14 protein-coding genes are annotated in these 16,377 nt (G+C 63.7%); all 14 read right to left on the bottom strand.

Features of this window, described 5'->3' with window-relative positions; all coding sequences use genetic code 11:
- Positions 1–2: 2 nt before the first annotated feature.
- Positions 3–1,262, bottom strand: a complete 1,260-nt coding sequence (locus tag KTR60_RS11950) for an ammonium transporter (protein WP_051649690.1) — start codon at positions 1,260–1,262, stop codon at positions 3–5.
- 247 nt (positions 1,263–1,509) lie between these two features.
- Entirely contained in the window at positions 1,510–2,952 is a 1,443-nt protein-coding gene (gene ftsY / locus KTR60_RS11945; RefSeq protein ID WP_228402173.1) for a signal recognition particle-docking protein FtsY, read from the bottom strand.
- A gap of 42 nt (positions 2,953–2,994) precedes the next feature.
- Entirely contained in the window at positions 2,995–6,582 is a 3,588-nt protein-coding gene (gene smc, locus KTR60_RS11940) for a chromosome segregation protein SMC (RefSeq protein WP_228402172.1), read from the bottom strand.
- A 26-nt stretch (positions 6,583–6,608) separates the two neighbouring features.
- Positions 6,609–6,893, bottom strand: a complete 285-nt coding sequence (locus KTR60_RS11935; RefSeq protein WP_037130369.1) for an acylphosphatase — start codon at positions 6,891–6,893, stop codon at positions 6,609–6,611.
- A 5-nt stretch (positions 6,894–6,898) separates the two neighbouring features.
- Entirely contained in the window at positions 6,899–7,822 is a 924-nt protein-coding gene (locus KTR60_RS11930; protein WP_228402171.1) for an SMP-30/gluconolactonase/LRE family protein, read from the bottom strand.
- Positions 7,822–8,274 (bottom strand): OsmC family protein, encoded by a 453-nt coding sequence (locus KTR60_RS11925; RefSeq protein WP_003942740.1) that lies wholly within the window; start codon positions 8,272–8,274, stop codon positions 7,822–7,824. The genes KTR60_RS11930 and KTR60_RS11925 overlap by 1 nt, the downstream gene beginning before the upstream one ends.
- Before the next feature lie 42 nt (positions 8,275–8,316).
- Positions 8,317–9,186: a bifunctional DNA-formamidopyrimidine glycosylase/DNA-(apurinic or apyrimidinic site) lyase gene (mutM, locus tag KTR60_RS11920; protein WP_003942752.1), complete on the bottom strand. Its 870-nt coding sequence runs from the start codon at positions 9,184–9,186 to the stop codon at positions 8,317–8,319.
- 8 nt (positions 9,187–9,194) lie between these two features.
- Positions 9,195–9,968, bottom strand: a complete 774-nt coding sequence (rnc, locus tag KTR60_RS11915; protein WP_003942759.1) for a ribonuclease III — start codon at positions 9,966–9,968, stop codon at positions 9,195–9,197.
- A 19-nt stretch (positions 9,969–9,987) separates the two neighbouring features.
- Complete coding sequence (rpmF, locus tag KTR60_RS11910; protein ID WP_007729318.1) at positions 9,988–10,170, bottom strand: 50S ribosomal protein L32; 183 nt, start codon at positions 10,168–10,170, stop codon at positions 9,988–9,990.
- Between the two features lie 2 nt (positions 10,171–10,172).
- Positions 10,173–10,733 carry a YceD family protein gene (locus KTR60_RS11905; protein ID WP_007729319.1) on the bottom strand — a complete coding sequence of 187 codons (561 nt, stop codon included), beginning with the start codon at positions 10,731–10,733 and terminating at the stop codon, positions 10,173–10,175.
- Between the two features lie 189 nt (positions 10,734–10,922).
- Complete coding sequence (locus KTR60_RS11900) at positions 10,923–11,684, bottom strand: DivIVA domain-containing protein (RefSeq protein WP_003942696.1); 762 nt, start codon at positions 11,682–11,684, stop codon at positions 10,923–10,925.
- A 131-nt stretch (positions 11,685–11,815) separates the two neighbouring features.
- Complete coding sequence (coaD, locus tag KTR60_RS11895) at positions 11,816–12,310, bottom strand: pantetheine-phosphate adenylyltransferase (protein WP_003942776.1); 495 nt, start codon at positions 12,308–12,310, stop codon at positions 11,816–11,818.
- Complete coding sequence (gene rsmD / locus KTR60_RS11890; protein ID WP_228402170.1) at positions 12,307–12,873, bottom strand: 16S rRNA (guanine(966)-N(2))-methyltransferase RsmD; 567 nt, start codon at positions 12,871–12,873, stop codon at positions 12,307–12,309. The genes coaD and rsmD overlap by 4 nt, the downstream gene beginning before the upstream one ends.
- Entirely contained in the window at positions 12,870–16,274 is a 3,405-nt protein-coding gene (locus KTR60_RS11885) for a pyruvate carboxylase (protein WP_228402169.1), read from the bottom strand. Before KTR60_RS11885 ends, rsmD begins: the two co-directional genes overlap by 4 nt.
- Positions 16,275–16,377: the final 103 nt, after the last annotated feature.

The following is a 16,377-nucleotide window of genomic DNA, read 5'->3' as shown; positions in this document are numbered from 1 at the left end:
GATCACGCGAGGTCGTATGCGGTCTCTGCGTGTTCGGTCTCATCGATGCCGCGTGCCTCGTCCTCGGCCGAGATTCGCCAGCCCAGGGGCTTGAGTGCGAAGCCGATGATCGTCGTCAGAACGCCGGTGAAGACGAGTGCTGCGAGTGCGATCACGATCTGAACCACCAGTTGCTTGTAGTCGCCGCCGTAGAAGAGGCCGGTTGCGGTGCCGAAGAATCCGATACCGATCGTGCCCCACAGGCCGGAGACAAGGTGAACACCGACGACGTCGAGCGAGTCGTCGAAGCCGAAGCGGAACTTCAGGCCGACTGCGAGAGCGGACAGGATGCCGGCTACTGCGCCGAGGAAGATGGAACCGACCGGGTTGAGCGCACCGGCAGCAGGGGTGATGGCGACCAGACCGGCGACCGCACCGGAAGCTGCGCCGAGGCTGGTGGCGTGGCCGTCACGAATACGCTCGGTAGCGAGCCAGGCCAGGACTGCGGCACACGTCGCGGTGGTCGTGTTGACCCAGGCGAGACCGGCGTTACCGTCGGCGGCGAATGCCGAGCCGGCGTTGAAGCCGAACCAACCGAACCAGAGGAGTGCGGCGCCGAGCATCACGAAGGGCAGGTTGTGCGGACGGAAGGCGGTCTTGCCGAAGCCGAGACGCTTGCCGACGATGAGTGCGAGGACCAGACCGGCCATACCCGCGTTGATGTGAACGACTGTGCCACCGGCGAAGTCGATCGGAGCGACGTTGGCGACGGTGACTCCGTCGTCGTTGACCGTGGTGCCGAAGAGCTTTGCCGCGATGCCGTCCTCGGAACCCGAGAGGAGTCCGCCACCCCACACCATGTGTGCGAGCGGGAAGTAGACGACGGTGACCCAGATACCCGAGAACAGGAGCCAGGTGCCGAACTTGACCCGCTCGGCCAGGGCACCACTGATGAGGGCGGTGGTGATGATCGCGAATGTCACCTGGAACGCGATGTCGATGACGTTGGGGTAGCCCCAGGCGCCGGCGATGAAGTTGCCGTCAGCATCGGTGATGCTGTTCTTGAGGCCGAAGAACTCGAACGGGTTGGCAAAAATGCCCCCGATGTTCTCAGAGCCGTAGGACATCGACCATCCCCACAGAACGTAGATGACGCCGATGACGGCCATGGCCCCGAAGGACATCATCATCATGTTCAGGACGGACTTGGACCGAGACATCCCGCCGTAGAAGAAAGCGAGGCCGGGTGTCATCAGCAAGACCAGAGATGCAGCCATCAGCATCCATGCGGCGTTACCGGAGTTCGCCAACAAATCGTCGGTACTCACTTACTACCTCCTAGTCGCACGTGCCGGGCAGCACGTCGTTAAGGAGAAGAGTGCTGGGCTGGTGTTTCGTCCATGGCGCTGTCGCGTTTCGCAGACGTGAACCAATTGCCCAACTTTGTTGCAAACAGGTTTCGCCAGGGGGTTCTACCAACCCTGTGCGCCTTTTCGGTAGTTCGCGCTACCAAAAAGGCGCACGGGGGCGTCAGCCCAGGAGGGCGTCGACGAACGCACCCGGCTCGAACGGCGCCAGGTCGTCGGCACCTTCACCGAGGCCGACCAACTTCACCGGCACACCCAGTTCATGCTGAACCTGGAAGACGATTCCGCCCTTGGCGGTTCCGTCCAGCTTGGTCAGTACGACGCCGGTGATGTCCACGACCTCCGCGAACACTCGAGCCTGCGCCAATCCGTTCTGGCCGACCGTCGCATCGAGAACCAGCAGAACGTCGTCGACCGAGGCCTTCTTCTCGATAACCCGCTTGACCTTGCCGAGCTCGTCCATCAGACCGGTCTTGGTGTGCAGACGGCCGGCGGTGTCGATCAGGACCACGTCGACGCCGTCCGCGATGCCCCGTGAGACCGCGTCGAAGGCAATCGCAGCGGGATCGCCACCCTCCTTGCCACGAACAACTTCAGCGCCGACACGCTCGGCCCACGTCTGGAGCTGATCGGCGGCGGCGGCGCGGAACGTGTCCGCGGCACCGAGCACGACGCGACGACCGTCGGCGACGAGCACGCGAGCCAGCTTGCCGGTGGTGGTTGTCTTGCCGGTCCCGTTGACGCCGACGACGAGCAGAACAGCCGGGTGATCATCGTGCGGCAATGCGCGGATGGAGCGGTCCAGTTCGGGACGCAGTTCGGCGATCAACACCTCGCGCAGAAGGGCGCGGGCGGCAGCCTCGGTCCGGACGCTGCGGGCCGCCATCTGCTCACGAAGCTTCGTGACGACTTTTTCCGTGGTCGCGGAGCCGAGGTCCGCGATGAGGAGGGTGTCCTCGACTTCTTCCCACGAGTCCTCGTCCAGATCGCCGCCACCGAGCAGACCCAGCAAGCTCTTGCCGACTGCTGACTGCGAGCGGGAAAGGCGCCCGCGCAGTCGGTCCAACCGACCCTCGGTCGGGTCGATCTCGTCCAGCACGCGCGGTGCAGGCTCGACGGGTTCGGGAACGACGACAGGTTCGGGAACGACAGGTTCGGGAACGACAGGTTCTTCGACAACAGGTTCTGCTACCGCTGGTTCTTCTACGACCGGCTTTTCGATTACCGGCTCTTCGACAACCGGTTCCTCGACAACAGCGGGTTCTTCGACAACCGGCTCCTCGACAACGGCCGGCTTCTCCGCAACCGGTTCTTCGACGATCGGTTTTTCGACGACAGGTTCTTCGACGACGGGCGGCTTCTCGGCGACCGGCGGTGTCGGAACCACCGGAGGTGGCGCCGTTGCCGTCGACCCCTGACTGAAGTTGAACCCGCCACCGGCCTTGTAGCCGCCTGACTTGTCCTTCTCGGGGGCGCCGAGCTCCGGCTTCGTCTCGGGCGCCTTCAGCGATACCTGCCCCTTGCGGTAGCGCAGGAATCCGGCAACGAGAACGACGAGTAGTACGGCCGCTACAGCCGCGATGATGATCCAAGCCTGGGTAGTCACCGGCCCATTGTTTCAGGCTCCGACCCGGAAAGTGAGCAGGGCTTACGTCGAGGCCATGTCTTGACCGCGAAGTCGCTGCGAAATCACGGTGGTGATGCCGTCGCCGCGCATGCTGACGCCGTACAACGCATCGGCGATTTCCATCGTCGGTTTCTGGTGAGTGATCACGATCAACTGCGACTTCTCCCGCAATTGTTCGAAGAGTCCGATCAGCCGCCGCAGGTTGGTGTCGTCCAACGCCGCCTCGACTTCGTCCATCACGTAGAACGGGGACGGGCGTGCCCGGAAGATCGCGACCAGCATGGCCACCGCGGTCAACGACTTCTCGCCGCCCGACAGCAACGACAACCGTTTGACCTTCTTACCGGGCGGACGCGCCTCGACTTCGATGCCGGTGGTGAGCATGTCCGAGGGATCGGTGAGGACCAGCCGCCCTTCTCCCCCGGGAAACAATTTCTCGAACACTCCCACGAACTCACGCTCGACGTCGGCATAGGCCTCGGTGAACACCTGCAGAATTCGTGCGTCGACGTCTGCGACCACAGCAAGAAGGTCCTTGCGTGCGGTCTTGACGTCCTCGAGCTGAGTGGAGAGGAAGGTGTACCGCTCCTCGAGAGCTGCGAATTCCTCGAGCGCCAGCGGATTGACCTTGCCGAGGGTGGCGAGGTCCTTCTCGGCCCGCTTGGCGCGCCGTTCCTGAGTCGCGCGGTCGTACGGAAGCGGAGCGGGGGCGGTGACCTGCTCCCCACGCTCCTTGGCCTGCTCGTACTCCTCGATTTCGAGAGCGGTCGGCGGCAGTTCGACCTCGGGCCCGTACTCGGCGATCAGATCGTCGAGGCCGATACCGTACTGATCGAGGATCGACTCCTCGAGTTGTTCGATGCGCAGCGCTGCCTGTGCCTTCGCTACCTCGTCGCGGTGGACGGCGTCGGTGAGCGAAGCGAGTTGTCCAGTCAGTGCTCGGACTATCTCGCGGACCTGATCCAGCTTGGCCGTGCACTCGGTGCGGGCCCGAGCCAACTCGTCACGGTGAGCAAGAGCCGCGGCGACGACGGTCTCGAGTTCGGCCGCCACACGCTGTCCCGATTCGGCCACGGCAGCTGCGACCTCCGCAGCGTGCGCCCTGGCGCGCAGAGCCCGTTCGGCGCGGATCCGCGCTTCTCGTTCGGCGGCCGCGGCGCGGCGAAGCGAATCAGCCTTTCCGCGTACGGATTCCGCACGCTCTTCGGCGGTGCGCACGGCAAGGCGAGCATCCATTTCGACGATGCGCACTTCGGCGAGCGCTGCTGCGGCCATTTCGCGATCGGCAGCGGTCGATTCCGCACCGTGTCCCGGTGCACTGCCGTCGGTTTCGGCGACGCGCAGACGTTCCTCCAGATCCGCGAGCTTTGTCAGCGACTCACCGCGGCCCTCCTCGGCACGCACTCGCTGGGCGGTCAACCGCTCGGATTCCGCGTGGGCGACTCGTGCTGCCTGCCCCAATCTGCCCAACTGCTCGTAGATGGCGGACATGGCAGCGTCCGACTCGTTGAGCGCGGCCAAAGTTTGCTCCGCGGTCTCGCGTCGAGCGGCCTGTTCGGCCAGAGCGCCGGACAGCGCCGCGTCGAGTTCCTCGGATCGGCTCTCCGTTGCCGCCAGTTCCGCTGCTGACGCGTCGATCGCCGCCTGCACCTCGAGCGTGCTCGGTTGCCGATCCGAGCCACCGATCATCCACCCCGAACCGTGCAGATCGCCAGAACGCGTCACTGCGCGAATTCCCTTGTGGTCAGCAACAACTCGAATCGCGTCATCGAGAGTCTCGACCAGGACGACGCCATCGAGGATGGCGGTCAATCCGGCACGCAACTCGTCAGGGCAGTCGATGACGTCGACGGCCGGACGACTACCCGGCGCGATCTCGGCCTCGCGCTTGATCGCCGGTTCACCGCTCACGATCAGTGATGCACGTCCACCGTCCTGATCGGCCAGTGCTGTGACAGCGGAACGAGCAGAGTCCAGCGACTGCGCCACGACGGCGTCCGCCGCCGGCCCCATCGCGGCAGCGATCGCGGCCTCGTAGCCGGGTTCGACGTGAATCAATCCGACCAGCGAGGTGATGCCGTCGTCGCCGCGGTGTTCGAGCAGCCAGCCGCCACCGTCCTTGCGCTGCAAACCCATCGACAGTGCCTCGATGCGCGCCCGGAGCGAAGCGATGCGTTGCCCGCTCGTTTTTTCTTCCTCACGAAGCTCTTCGACGCGCGCGTCGATCATCTCGAGAGCCTCGATGGCGCGTTCGTGATTGGTATCGAGGCCGACTTCACCGGCGTCGAGGTCCCCGATGCTTTCTTGCACCGTGTCGAACTCGGCCTGTGCGGCATCGCCACGCAGACGAGCCTCGTCGATCGCCTCGGTCAGCCGAGACACTTCCGCGTCGACGGATTCGACGCGGGTACGCAGAGTGTCGACCTGACCGGAGAGTCGAGCAAGACCTTCACGGCGGTCGGCGACGGCACGAACTTCCGCCATGTGCGCCCGTTCCGCTTCTGCTGCAGCATCTTCGGTGGCTGCGAGCTGGTCCCGAGCAGCTTCCGACGCCGCTCGCGCGATTTCGACGCCTTCGAGGAGTTCGGCCTCCTCGGCAGCAAGACGTTCGGCGCGCGCCTCCATCTCGTCCGGGTCCTGGCCGCGGTTGCCGACGGGTTCGGAGTCGAGATGACGCGCACGCTCGCGGGCGATGCGCACAGTGGCGTTCACGCGTTCGGCAAGCGCGGAAAGCTGGAACCAACTCTGTGCAGCCGCTTCCGATCCCGGAGTCAGACGAGCGAGAGCTTGCTCCTGGCGCCCGAGTTCGAGGTTGGCCTCGTCGAGCGCAGCCGCCACCTGGTTGTGCTGTTCACGGGCCGCTTTCTCGTCCTGCGCCTGGTCGTTCAACTGGTTTCGACGGGTCACCAGATCGTCAGCGGCCAGACGCATCTTTGCATCACGCAGGTCAGCCTGGACCGTCTGTGCTCGCCGAGCAACCTCGGCTTGGCGTCCCAGCGGTTTGAGTTGCCGACGCAGTTCCGCGGTGAGGTCACTGAGGCGAGCGAGATTGGCCTGCATGGAATCGAGTTTGCGCACCGCTTTTTCCTTGCGGCGGCGATGTTTGAGGACTCCCGCGGCTTCTTCGATGAAGGCGCGTCGATCTTCGGGACGGGATTCGAGGATCGCGGCGAGCCGTCCCTGCCCGACGATGACATGCATTTCGCGGCCGATGCCGGAGTCGCTGAGCAGTTCCTGGACGTCCATCAGACGGCAGGACGAGCCGTTGATCTCGTACTCCCCCGCGCCGTCGCGGAACATGCGGCGCGTGATCGACACCTCGGAGTACTCGATCGGGAGCGCCCCGTCGGCGTTGTCGAGGGTCAAGGTCACCTCGGCGCGGCCCAGCGGCGCGCGGCCGGAGGTGCCGGCAAAGATGACATCTTCCATCTTGCCGCCGCGCAGGGCCTTGGCGCCCTGCTCGCCCATCACCCAGGTCAACGCATCGACGACGTTGGATTTACCCGAGCCGTTCGGGCCGACCACACAGGTAATTCCCGGCTCGAACCGAAGAGTCGTTGCCGACGCAAAGGATTTGAATCCCTTGAGTGTCAGACTCTTGAGGTGCATGGGGGGAAACTTTACCGCCAAACCGGTCAGCGTTCGACGAACCCTGTCAGGTCGCCCCTTGCGGTGTCCCAGCTGTCGACCACGAGATCCACCGAGCCTGGGGTAGTACCCGAGCGCAGCAGCTCCACCAATCGCTCGAGCTGCGTGCGTTCGCCCTCCGCCACGACGAGCACTCGACCGTCACGCTGATTGGACGCATATCCGATCAATCCGAGTTCGAGTGCGCGGGCCCTGGTCCACCACCGGAACCCGACGCCTTGAACGTATCCGTGAACCCACGCCGTCAACCGCACAGGCGCTGCTTCAGCCATGACGCTCAGCCCGCCACACGTTCGAGACGGTGAACGTCACCCAGGAATCCGGTGGTGTAGAGCGCGTTGGGATCCCAGCCCGGTCCGGCGCCGAACTTGACCGCAGATGTGAACGGCAGACCCGAGGCGATCTCACACGAAGATCCCGAATCCGGATCGACGCGAACAACTTTGCCGCCTGCATTGAATGCGACGTACAACGCGCCGTCCGGTCCGACGGTCAGATCGTCCGCCATGTTTGCCGGACCGAACCCGGGGAGCGTGATCGTTCGCACCGGCCCGCCCAGATCGTTTGCGTCGAGGATGTGGACGGCGGTGACCATGTCGAAGGTCGTGCTCACGTAGATCGTCGAACCGGAGCGTGCGAGGCCGTCGACGGTGCCGAGGTCTTCACGAACGATCGAACTGCTTCCGTCACTGTTGACGACCGTGAGCCCCGGCCTGGTGAGTGTGCGGACAGTGAGGAAACGGTTATCGTCCAGCTGCACAAGCCCGTTCGGCATCACCAGACCGTCGGCGATCGTTGTCACCGACCCGTCTGCGACGTCGACCTTGCGGAGGCTGCCGTCGGCGATTCCGAACAGTCCCGAGACAGTCGAGTTGCCCGTGGTGAAGTACACGGATCCCTCACGCGCGACCAGACCGCCAGGTCCGGTGACGTCACCGACCAAAGTTGTCCGTGTTCCGTCCGGCGCCACTTTCAGCAGTGCACCCGGCCCGATCAGAGCCGACTGCGACAACACCATCGATCCGTTGCCGTCGAATTCGAGGTTCTCGAGCAGTCCGGCACCAGTCGTCACGACGCTCGACGTCCATGTGCCGCAACTACCGGCCGAGCCGTCGGCCGGGACCGAGGCCTGTGCCGGAGCACTCAGCGCCACAACGGAACCCAGTGCGATCGCAGCGACAACGCTGCCGGCGCGGAACATCAGGCTTCCGTGTCGAACGACAGAGTGACCTTGGTTCCGGCCTTGAGGGTGCGCCCGACCGTGCATACCTTGTCCACGGAACGCTCGACGAGAGTGATGAGGCGCTGCTGTGCCTCGGCATCCAACTCGCTGAGATCGAGCTCGAGGACCTCGTCGAGCTGCGGGTAGACTTCGTTTTCACGATCGGCGGCTCCGGACACTCGGACCGTCGCGTCGTAGTTGTCACCGAGCCGGCGCGAGATCGGGAAGTCGGAGCTCATCCCCGTGCATGCGGCCAGTGCAATTTTGAGGAGTTCGCCGGGCGTGAAGACTCCTGGCACCGATTCGGAGCCGATGAGAACCTCTGCGCCGCGCGAACTCTTGCCGGTGTAGAGGCGGGTTCCGGTTCGTTCGACCCAAAGCTCCGTGTGAGCCGGGGCGGTTGCAGTGGTGTCGGGAGTCTGTTCAGCCATGACGCAATCTTGCCACTCCGCCGTACCGAAGGAGCGGGAGACCTAGGCGATTCGCCGTGCCCTCGGGGTCGGCTGGCACCGCGGGCAACTGAACGACGATCGATTCATGAACTTCTCACGCTTGATCGGCGCGCCGCATCGCGGACACGGGAGATTTTCCTGCCCGTACGCCGACAGCGACCGGTCGAAGTAGCCCGATTCCCCGTTGACGTTCACGTACAGCGCGTCGAAGGACGTACCGCCCTGATCGAGCGCTTCACCCATCACCGAGTGTGCCGCGGTCAACAGTTCTCGAAGTTTGGGCCTGGTAAGCGTTTCGGCGATACGGTTGCCGTGAATCTTGGCGCGCCACAATGATTCGTCGGCGTAGATGTTTCCGATTCCGGAGACCACCGTCTGGTCGAGAATCGCGCGCTTGATCTCGGTGTGCTTGCCCCGCAGGACTTTCACGACGGATTCGAGATCGAACGCCGCATCCATGGGATCGCGAGCGATGTGCGCCACCGACTCGGGCAGCATCGTTCCGTCGACCTCGACGAGGGGTGAAATCGACCAGCCACCGAAGGTCCGCTGATCGACGAATCGAAGATCGGCCCCGGAATCGAGGGCCAACCGAATGCGTAGGTGCTTTTCCCAGTCGACTGTCGGGGGTTGGACCAGCATCTGTCCGCTCATCCCGAGATGAACCACCAGTCCGACACCGGCAGGCTCGAGAACCAGCCACAGGTACTTGCCGCGACGCTCTGCCGAAGCGATGGTCTGCCCGGTGAGTTGGCCGATCAAGTCCTCGGAACCGAGAATGTGGCGCCTGATCGCGCGGGGATGGAGTACCTCGACGGCCTCGATCGCCGCACCTACAGCATGGGACTGTAGGCCGCGGCGAACGACTTCGACTTCGGGAAGCTCAGGCAAGAGTGAACTCAGCCGGCAAGATCAGGCGTGTCGTCAGCAGCGACTGCGGTAGCAGCGGCATTCTCCGACATCGTCTTCCATGCCGAACTTGCTGCCTTCTGCTCGGCTTCCTTCTTGGAACGACCGACACCGACACCCAAGGGTTTGCCACTGATGAGAACGGTGGCCGTGAATTCCTTGTCGTGATCGGGTCCGGTGGCGGTGATCTCGTAAACGGGAACTCCGGCACCGTGTTCTGCGGTCAGTTCCTGCAGACTCGTCTTCCAATCCAGACCCGCGCCCAGAAGCGGTGCGCGAGTGAGTAGATCGTCGAACAGATCGAGGACGACGCGTCGCGCAGTCTCGATGCCGTGCTGCAGGTGGATGGCGCCGAGAATCGACTCCATACCGTCGGCGAGAATGGACGGCTTGTCACGGCCGCCCGTCATTTCCTCGCCCTTACCCAGCAGCAGGTGTGCTCCGAGTCCACCTTCACCCAGAGTCCTGGCAACCTCGGCGAGTGCATGCATGTTGACCACGCTGGCACGGATCTTCGCCAGATCACCTTCGGATTTGTCCGGGTGGGACAGGTAGAGATTTTCGGTCACCGTGACGCCGAGAACGGAATCCCCGAGGAACTCGAGGCGCTCGTTCGTGGGCAGTCCGCCGTTCTCGTACGCGTACGAGCGGTGCGTGAGAGCCAGGGTCAGAAGACCGGGCTCTATATCTACGCCGACAGCGGCGAGGAGCTTGTCGTGATTGCCCTCGCCGCCGGCGGCTGAAACTGTATTTTCGCTCGTCATAGTCTTTCTCCGGGGAGAACTAGACAGCAGCGGTTACCTGGCGGCCCTTGTAAGTACCGCATGACGGGCATGCGATGTGGGGAAGGGTCTGCTCGCCACAGCCACGGTTGGGGCAGGTAACGAGGGTGGGCACAGTGGTCTTCCACTGGCTACGACGCGACCGCGTGTTGGATCGCGACATTTTGCGCTTGGGGACAGCCACTTCTACTTCTCCTCGGCTTCGGTGATCACAAGATTTTCGCTGGTGTTTGATTCCACGCCAAATTTGGCCGCGAGACCAGCCCAGCGAGGATCAAGTATGTCATGCCCATGCCCAGATTCCGCAATCGCCAGGCGAATGCCACATTCTGAGCACAATCCCAGGCAATCGTCACTGCACAGAGGCTGGAGCGGAAGCGCCAGCCCGACTGCATCGACGATGACCGGTTCGAGGTCGATTTCGTCGTCTTCGACCGCGTAGACCTCTCCCTCTTCCGTCGTCTCCTCGGTGGTGCTGTCCGGGTAAGCGAACAACTCCGTGAGATAGATGTCCACGGTGTCGGTGAAAGGTTCAAGGCACCGCGAGCATTCACCCTTGGTGGGTGCGTGCACGTTTCCGGTGACGAGAACGCCTTCGGACACTGCTTCGAGACGAAGATCGAGATCTATGTCCGCGCCCGCTTCGATCGCGATCAGATCGAGACCGATACGGTTCGGGGACTGAATTGTTCTCTCGACGGTACGCATCGACCCTGGACGACGACCGAGCTTGACCGTGTCCAGCAAAAATCCCGCATCACTTGACTGATGCGACGAACTACGACGATGCGTTGACAAAGAGAACTCACCTAACTGTTGAAACTGGTATGGGCAACCACTCCACAATACGGCAGCTACAAGGCAAATCCCAATTCGATCCACGAAAAAGTGGGCCGCCCCATATCGGACGACCCACCCTCGACTGACTTGTCTGCTCTATCGGCGCCGCTCGGAACGACGATCGTCGTCCTGGTAGTCGGGAACCCCCGAACCCGTTCGAAGCTGTTGACGACCACGCCCGACCGATCGAACCGTTCCGGTGAGGAACTCTTCGAACTCGGCCAACTTGGTGTCCACGTACAGGTCACACTCCGAACGCATCCTGTCGGACTCGGCATGAGCGGCGTCGATCACTCGCGCGGATTCCGCGTGAGCTGACTGGACAACCTCGGTCTGCGACACCAGACGAGCCTGCTCCGCCGTTCCCTCCGCCACCGAATGTTCGTACGAGGCCTGGCCGGACTCGATCATCCGATCGGCCTCGGCACGCGCCCGTCCGGTGACGGCCTCGTACTCACGACGGCCGTCGGTGACGGTCCGTTCCGCTTCTGCTTCGGCGTCCTCGACCAACTGATCGGCGTGCGCACGCGCTTCGGCAACCATGCGATCGGCCTGAGCCTTGGCATCGGACAGAATCCGGTCGGCGTCGTCGCGTGCGTTCTCCACAGTCGAGGTTGCCTCGGCATTGGCGCTGCTGACCGTCTTCTCGGCGTTTGCTCGCGCGTCACCGACCAATTTGTCGCGATGATCGAGGACGTCCTGAGCGTCGTCCAGCTCGCTCGGAATTGCGTCCCGGACGTCGTCGAGTAGCTCGAGTACGTCACCGCGAGGCACAACACACCCTGCGGTCATGGGAACACCGCGCGCCTCTTCGACAATTGCGACCAGTTCGTCCAGTGCCTCGAATACGCGGTACACAAGCAACCCCAATCTCTACCGGCCGAAATCGGCCCACATCGTCACCGGTCCACTCGGACCTGTGCCCGTTCCTGTCCAAGTTTGCCGGAAGAACGGCCAACGGGGTGTCGTCGTGGTCGGTGTGTCGGGGATCAGCTGTTTTCGGCTGCTCGCTCGGCGATACGTGCGAGTAGCCGAGAATGCACTTTGGCCGGCAACATGTCGGAGACGTCGCCGCCGAAAGTCGCGACTTCCTTCACCAGAGAACTCGACAGGTAGCTGTACGTCGGATTCGTGGCGACGAACAGTGTGTCGACGCCCGTGAGCTTCTGATTCATCTGAGCCATCTGCAGCTCGTAATCGAAGTCGTTCGCGCCGCGCAGACCCTTGACGATCGCGCTGAGGCCTTCTTGTTTCGCGTAGTCGACCAACAATCCGTGCCACGACGTGACGCGAACGTTGGGCAGGTGACTCGTCGCGTCTTCGAGCATCTCGATCCGCTCGTCGATCGTGAACATGCCACGCTTGCTCTTGTTGATCAGCACGGTGACCACGACCTCGTCGAATTGCGCAGCAACTCTTCCGATTACGTCGAGGTGACCGTTGGTCACAGGGTCGAAGGATCCGGGGCAGACGGCGCCAGTCATGAGTCCAGACCGTAGCAGGTGGCCAGCTCGATGCGGGCTTCACCGTAGTTCTTGGCCTTGATCGGCTCGTAGCCCTGAGGCCACACGGTCTCCGGCGAGCGCGACGATCGTTCGAGTACCACGATCGTGCCCTCCCCCACCCATTTGTTGGCCTGCAGATCGGTGAGCATGGACACGACGGCCTCGTCGGTTACCGCATACGGTGGGTCCGCGATCACGATGTCGTATTCACGCGCGCTCGGACCCGAGACCACGGCCGCAACCGGAGCGGCGCGAACCGTCGCCCCAGGCAACGCGACAGTGCCGATGTTCGCCTTGATGACGGCAGCAGCCTTGGCATCCGATTCCACGAGAACAACGTGCTCGGCTCCCCGCGAGAGCGCCTCGAGGCCGAGAGCACCCGAACCCGCAAAGAGGTCGAGAACCACGCACCCTTCGAGATCGATGCGCGCTTCGAGAGCACTGAACAGCGCCTCACGAACCCGATCCGACGTCGGACGGGTGCCGCTCGGCGGGACTCGCAGGCGTCGACCGCCCGCGAGTCCCGAGATGATGCGTGTCACTCTGCGGCGCTCTCCCCCGTCGAGACGACTACCAGCAGGTCTCCACCCTCGACCTGTTGGACGGCGCTGATCGCGATCCGAGAGACGACGCCGGCGCGCGGCGAGGTGATCGCCGCTTCCATCTTCATTGCTTCGATCGTGGCCACGGTGTCGCCGGCCTCGATCTTCTGGCCTTCCTTCACCGCGAGCGTCACGACGCCCGCGAACGGTGCCGCCACGTGGCCCGGGTTGTTCTTGTCGGCCTTCTCCGCCACCGGTACGTCACTGGCAATGGAGCGATCGCGGATCGAGACCGGGCGCAATTGGCCGTTCAGGATGCACATGACAGTGCGGTAGCCGCGCTCGTCGGGCTCGGAGATCGCTTCGAGACCGATGATCAGCTCAACGCCGGGAGCCAACTCGACGCGGTGTTCGTCGCCGCGCCGCAAACCGTAGAAGAACTGGTTCGCCGAAAGCCGCGACGTGTCACCGTACTTCTCGCGGTGTTCGAGGAATTCCTTTGTCGGGCCGGGGAACAGCAGACGATTCAGCGTCGCCTGACGGTCCTTCGACGAGCCCTCGAGCAGCACCTCGTCCTCAGCGGACAACGTCGCTTCGGGCTTGGCCTGGCCACGTCCTTCGAGTGCCTTGCTGCGGAACGGTTCCGGCCAACCACCGGGAGGCGTACCGAGTTCACCGCGCAGGAAGCCCACCACGGAGTCGGGAATGTCGAACTTCGCCGGATCTGCGGCAAACTCCTCCGAAGGCACGCCGGCGCCGACAAGGTGGAGGGCGAGGTCGCCGACGACCTTCGACGACGGCGTCACCTTCACGAGATGCCCGAGCATGCGGTCCGCGTCGGCGTACTTGGCTTCGACCTCTTCGAACCGGTCGCCGAGACCGAGAGCAACGGCCTGGGTCCGGAGATTGGAGAGCTGGCCGCCCGGAATCTCGTGCGTGTACACACGTCCCGTCGGCGCCGGCAGTCCGGATTCGAACGGCGCGTACACCTTTCGCAGCGCCTCCCAGTACGGTTCGAGGTCGCACACGTTCTGCAGGTTCAGTCCGGTGTCGAACTCGGAGTGCGCAGCGGCGGCAACGATGGCCGAGAGCGCAGGCTGACTGGTGGTTCCGGCCAGTGCCGCCGAAGCACCGTCGACTGCGTCGGCGCCCGCCTGCCACGCGGCGAAATACGTGGCCAACTGTCCACCGGGGGTGTCATGCGTGTGGACGTGAACCGGAAGATCGAAGTTGCTGCGTAGCGCCGTCACGAGCTTGGTGGCCGCCGGAGCGCGCAGCAGGCCCGCCATGTCCTTGATCGCGAGCACATGAGCGCCCGCATCGGCGATCTCTTCTGCCAACTTCAGGTAGTAGTCGAGCGTGTACAGCGTTTCGTTCGGATCCGACAGATCGCCGGTGTAGCTCAACGCCACCTCGGCGAGAGCCGTTCCGGTCTCACGCACCGCGTCGATGGCAGGGCGCATCTGGTCGACGTTGTTGAGCGCGTCGAAGATTCGGAAGATGTCGATGCCGGTGTCGGTGGCTTCCTGAACGAATGCGCGCGTGACCTTTTCGGGATACGGCGTGTAGCCCACCGTGTTTCGACCGCGAAGAAGCATCTGGAGGCAGATGTTGGGAATCGCCTCACGCAGTGCGGCAAGCCGGTACCACGGATCCTCGTGCAGGAAGCGAAGTCCCACATCGTAGGTCGCGCCGCCCCAGGCTTCGATCGAGAGCAGTTCCGGCGTCAACCGCGCAACGTGCCCGGCAACTCCGAGCAGTCCGCTGGTTCGAACTCGCGTGGCCAACAACGACTGGTGCGCGTCACGGAAGGTGGTGTCGGTGACGCCGACGGCCTTCTGCTCACGCAGTGCCTTCGCGAAACCTTCGGGTCCGAGTTCGAGCAGGCGCTGACGGCTACCGGCAGGAGGAGGCGTCGAAAGATCGATCTTGGGCAGCTTGTCCTGCGGGTACACCGCCGAGGGCCGCTCACCGTGAGGCTTGTTGACCGTCACATCCGCGAGGTAGGTCAGGATCTTCGTGCCGCGGTCTGCCGAAGAACGCAGAGTCAGCAACTGAGGACGTTCCTCGATGAAGGAGGTCGTCACACGTCCGGCCCGGAAGTCCGGGTCGTCGAGAACCGCCTGCAGGAACGGAATGTTGGTCGAGACACCACGAATGCGGAACTCGGTGACCGCGCGGCGAGCTCGCGCCACAGCGGCTTCGAGGTCGCGACCGCGACAAGTGAGTTTGACCAGCATGGAATCGAAGTACGCTCCGACCTCGGCGCCGAGTGTGGCGCCACCGTCCAAGCGGATACCGGCTCCGCCCGGGGTGCGGTACGCGGTGATACGGCCGGTGTCCGGGCGGAATCCGTTTGCCGGATCCTCGGTCGTGATGCGGCACTGCAGCGCCGCGCCGCGAAGCTTGATCGTCTCCTGTGACAGACCAAGTTCTGCAAGCGTCGAACCGGACGCGATCTTGAGCTGCGACTGGACCAGGTCCACGTCCGTCACTTCTTCGGTGACGGTGTGCTCGACCTGAATTCGCGGGTTCATCTCGATGAAGACGTGGTTGCCGCGCTTGTCGAGAAGGAACTCGACGGTGCCCGCGCACGTGTATCCGATCTCCTTCGCGAAGGCGACGGCGTCGGCACAGATCTTGGCGCGCAACTCTTCCGAGAGATTGGGCGCCGGAGCGAGCTCGATCACCTTCTGGTGGCGACGTTGCAGCGAGCAGTCACGCTCGAAGAGGTGGATGACGTTGCCCTGCTCGTCAGCGAGGATCTGCACTTCGATGTGCCGGGGGTCGATGACGGCCTGCTCGAGGAAGACCGTCGAATCGCCGAAGGCCGATTCCGCTTCGCGTGCTGCGGCTTCGATCGATTCCTTGAGCTGTGAGCGCTCCGCAACGCGGCGCATTCCGCGCCCACCGCCGCCTGCGACAGCCTTGACGAAGAGCGGGAAGGTCATGTCCTCGGCGGCTGCGAGCAACTCGTCGATGTCCGCTGACGGCTCCGAAGACGCGAGCACCGGGAGACCGGCGGCCTTTGCCGCTGCGATGGCCCGAGCCTTGTTTCCGGTCAACTCGAGGATCTCGGCGGACGGGCCGACGAACTTGATGCCTGCCTCGGCACACGCCGCCGACAAGTCCGGGTTCTCGGAGAGGAAGCCGTAACCGGGGTAGATGGCGTCGGCTCCGGCGCTCTTGGCGGCGGCGACGATTTCCTCGACCGAGAGATAAGCGCGAACGGGGTGACCCTTCTCCCCGATCTGGTAGCTCTCGTCTGCCTTGAGACGGTGGATCGAATTCCGATCCTCGTACGGGAACACCGCGACGGTTCCGGCACCTAGTTCGTAGGCGGCGCGGAAGGCACGGATCGCAATTTCGCCGCGGTTCGCGACGAGCACTTTGGAGAACATTCGAGAAAACTACCCCGATTTCATCTTGCGTCTACATGCGGAGTCTCATATTTCGGACTGAATCGAGAAACCAACCCGGCGGTCCTCGTGCTATTCGATTTCA

This window comes from Rhodococcus sp. C1 (assembly GCF_020809065.1).
GTDB classification, from domain to species: Bacteria; Actinomycetota; Actinomycetes; order Mycobacteriales; family Mycobacteriaceae; genus Rhodococcus_F; species Rhodococcus_F qingshengii.
This window is presented reverse-complemented; position numbering and strand designations above follow the sequence as displayed.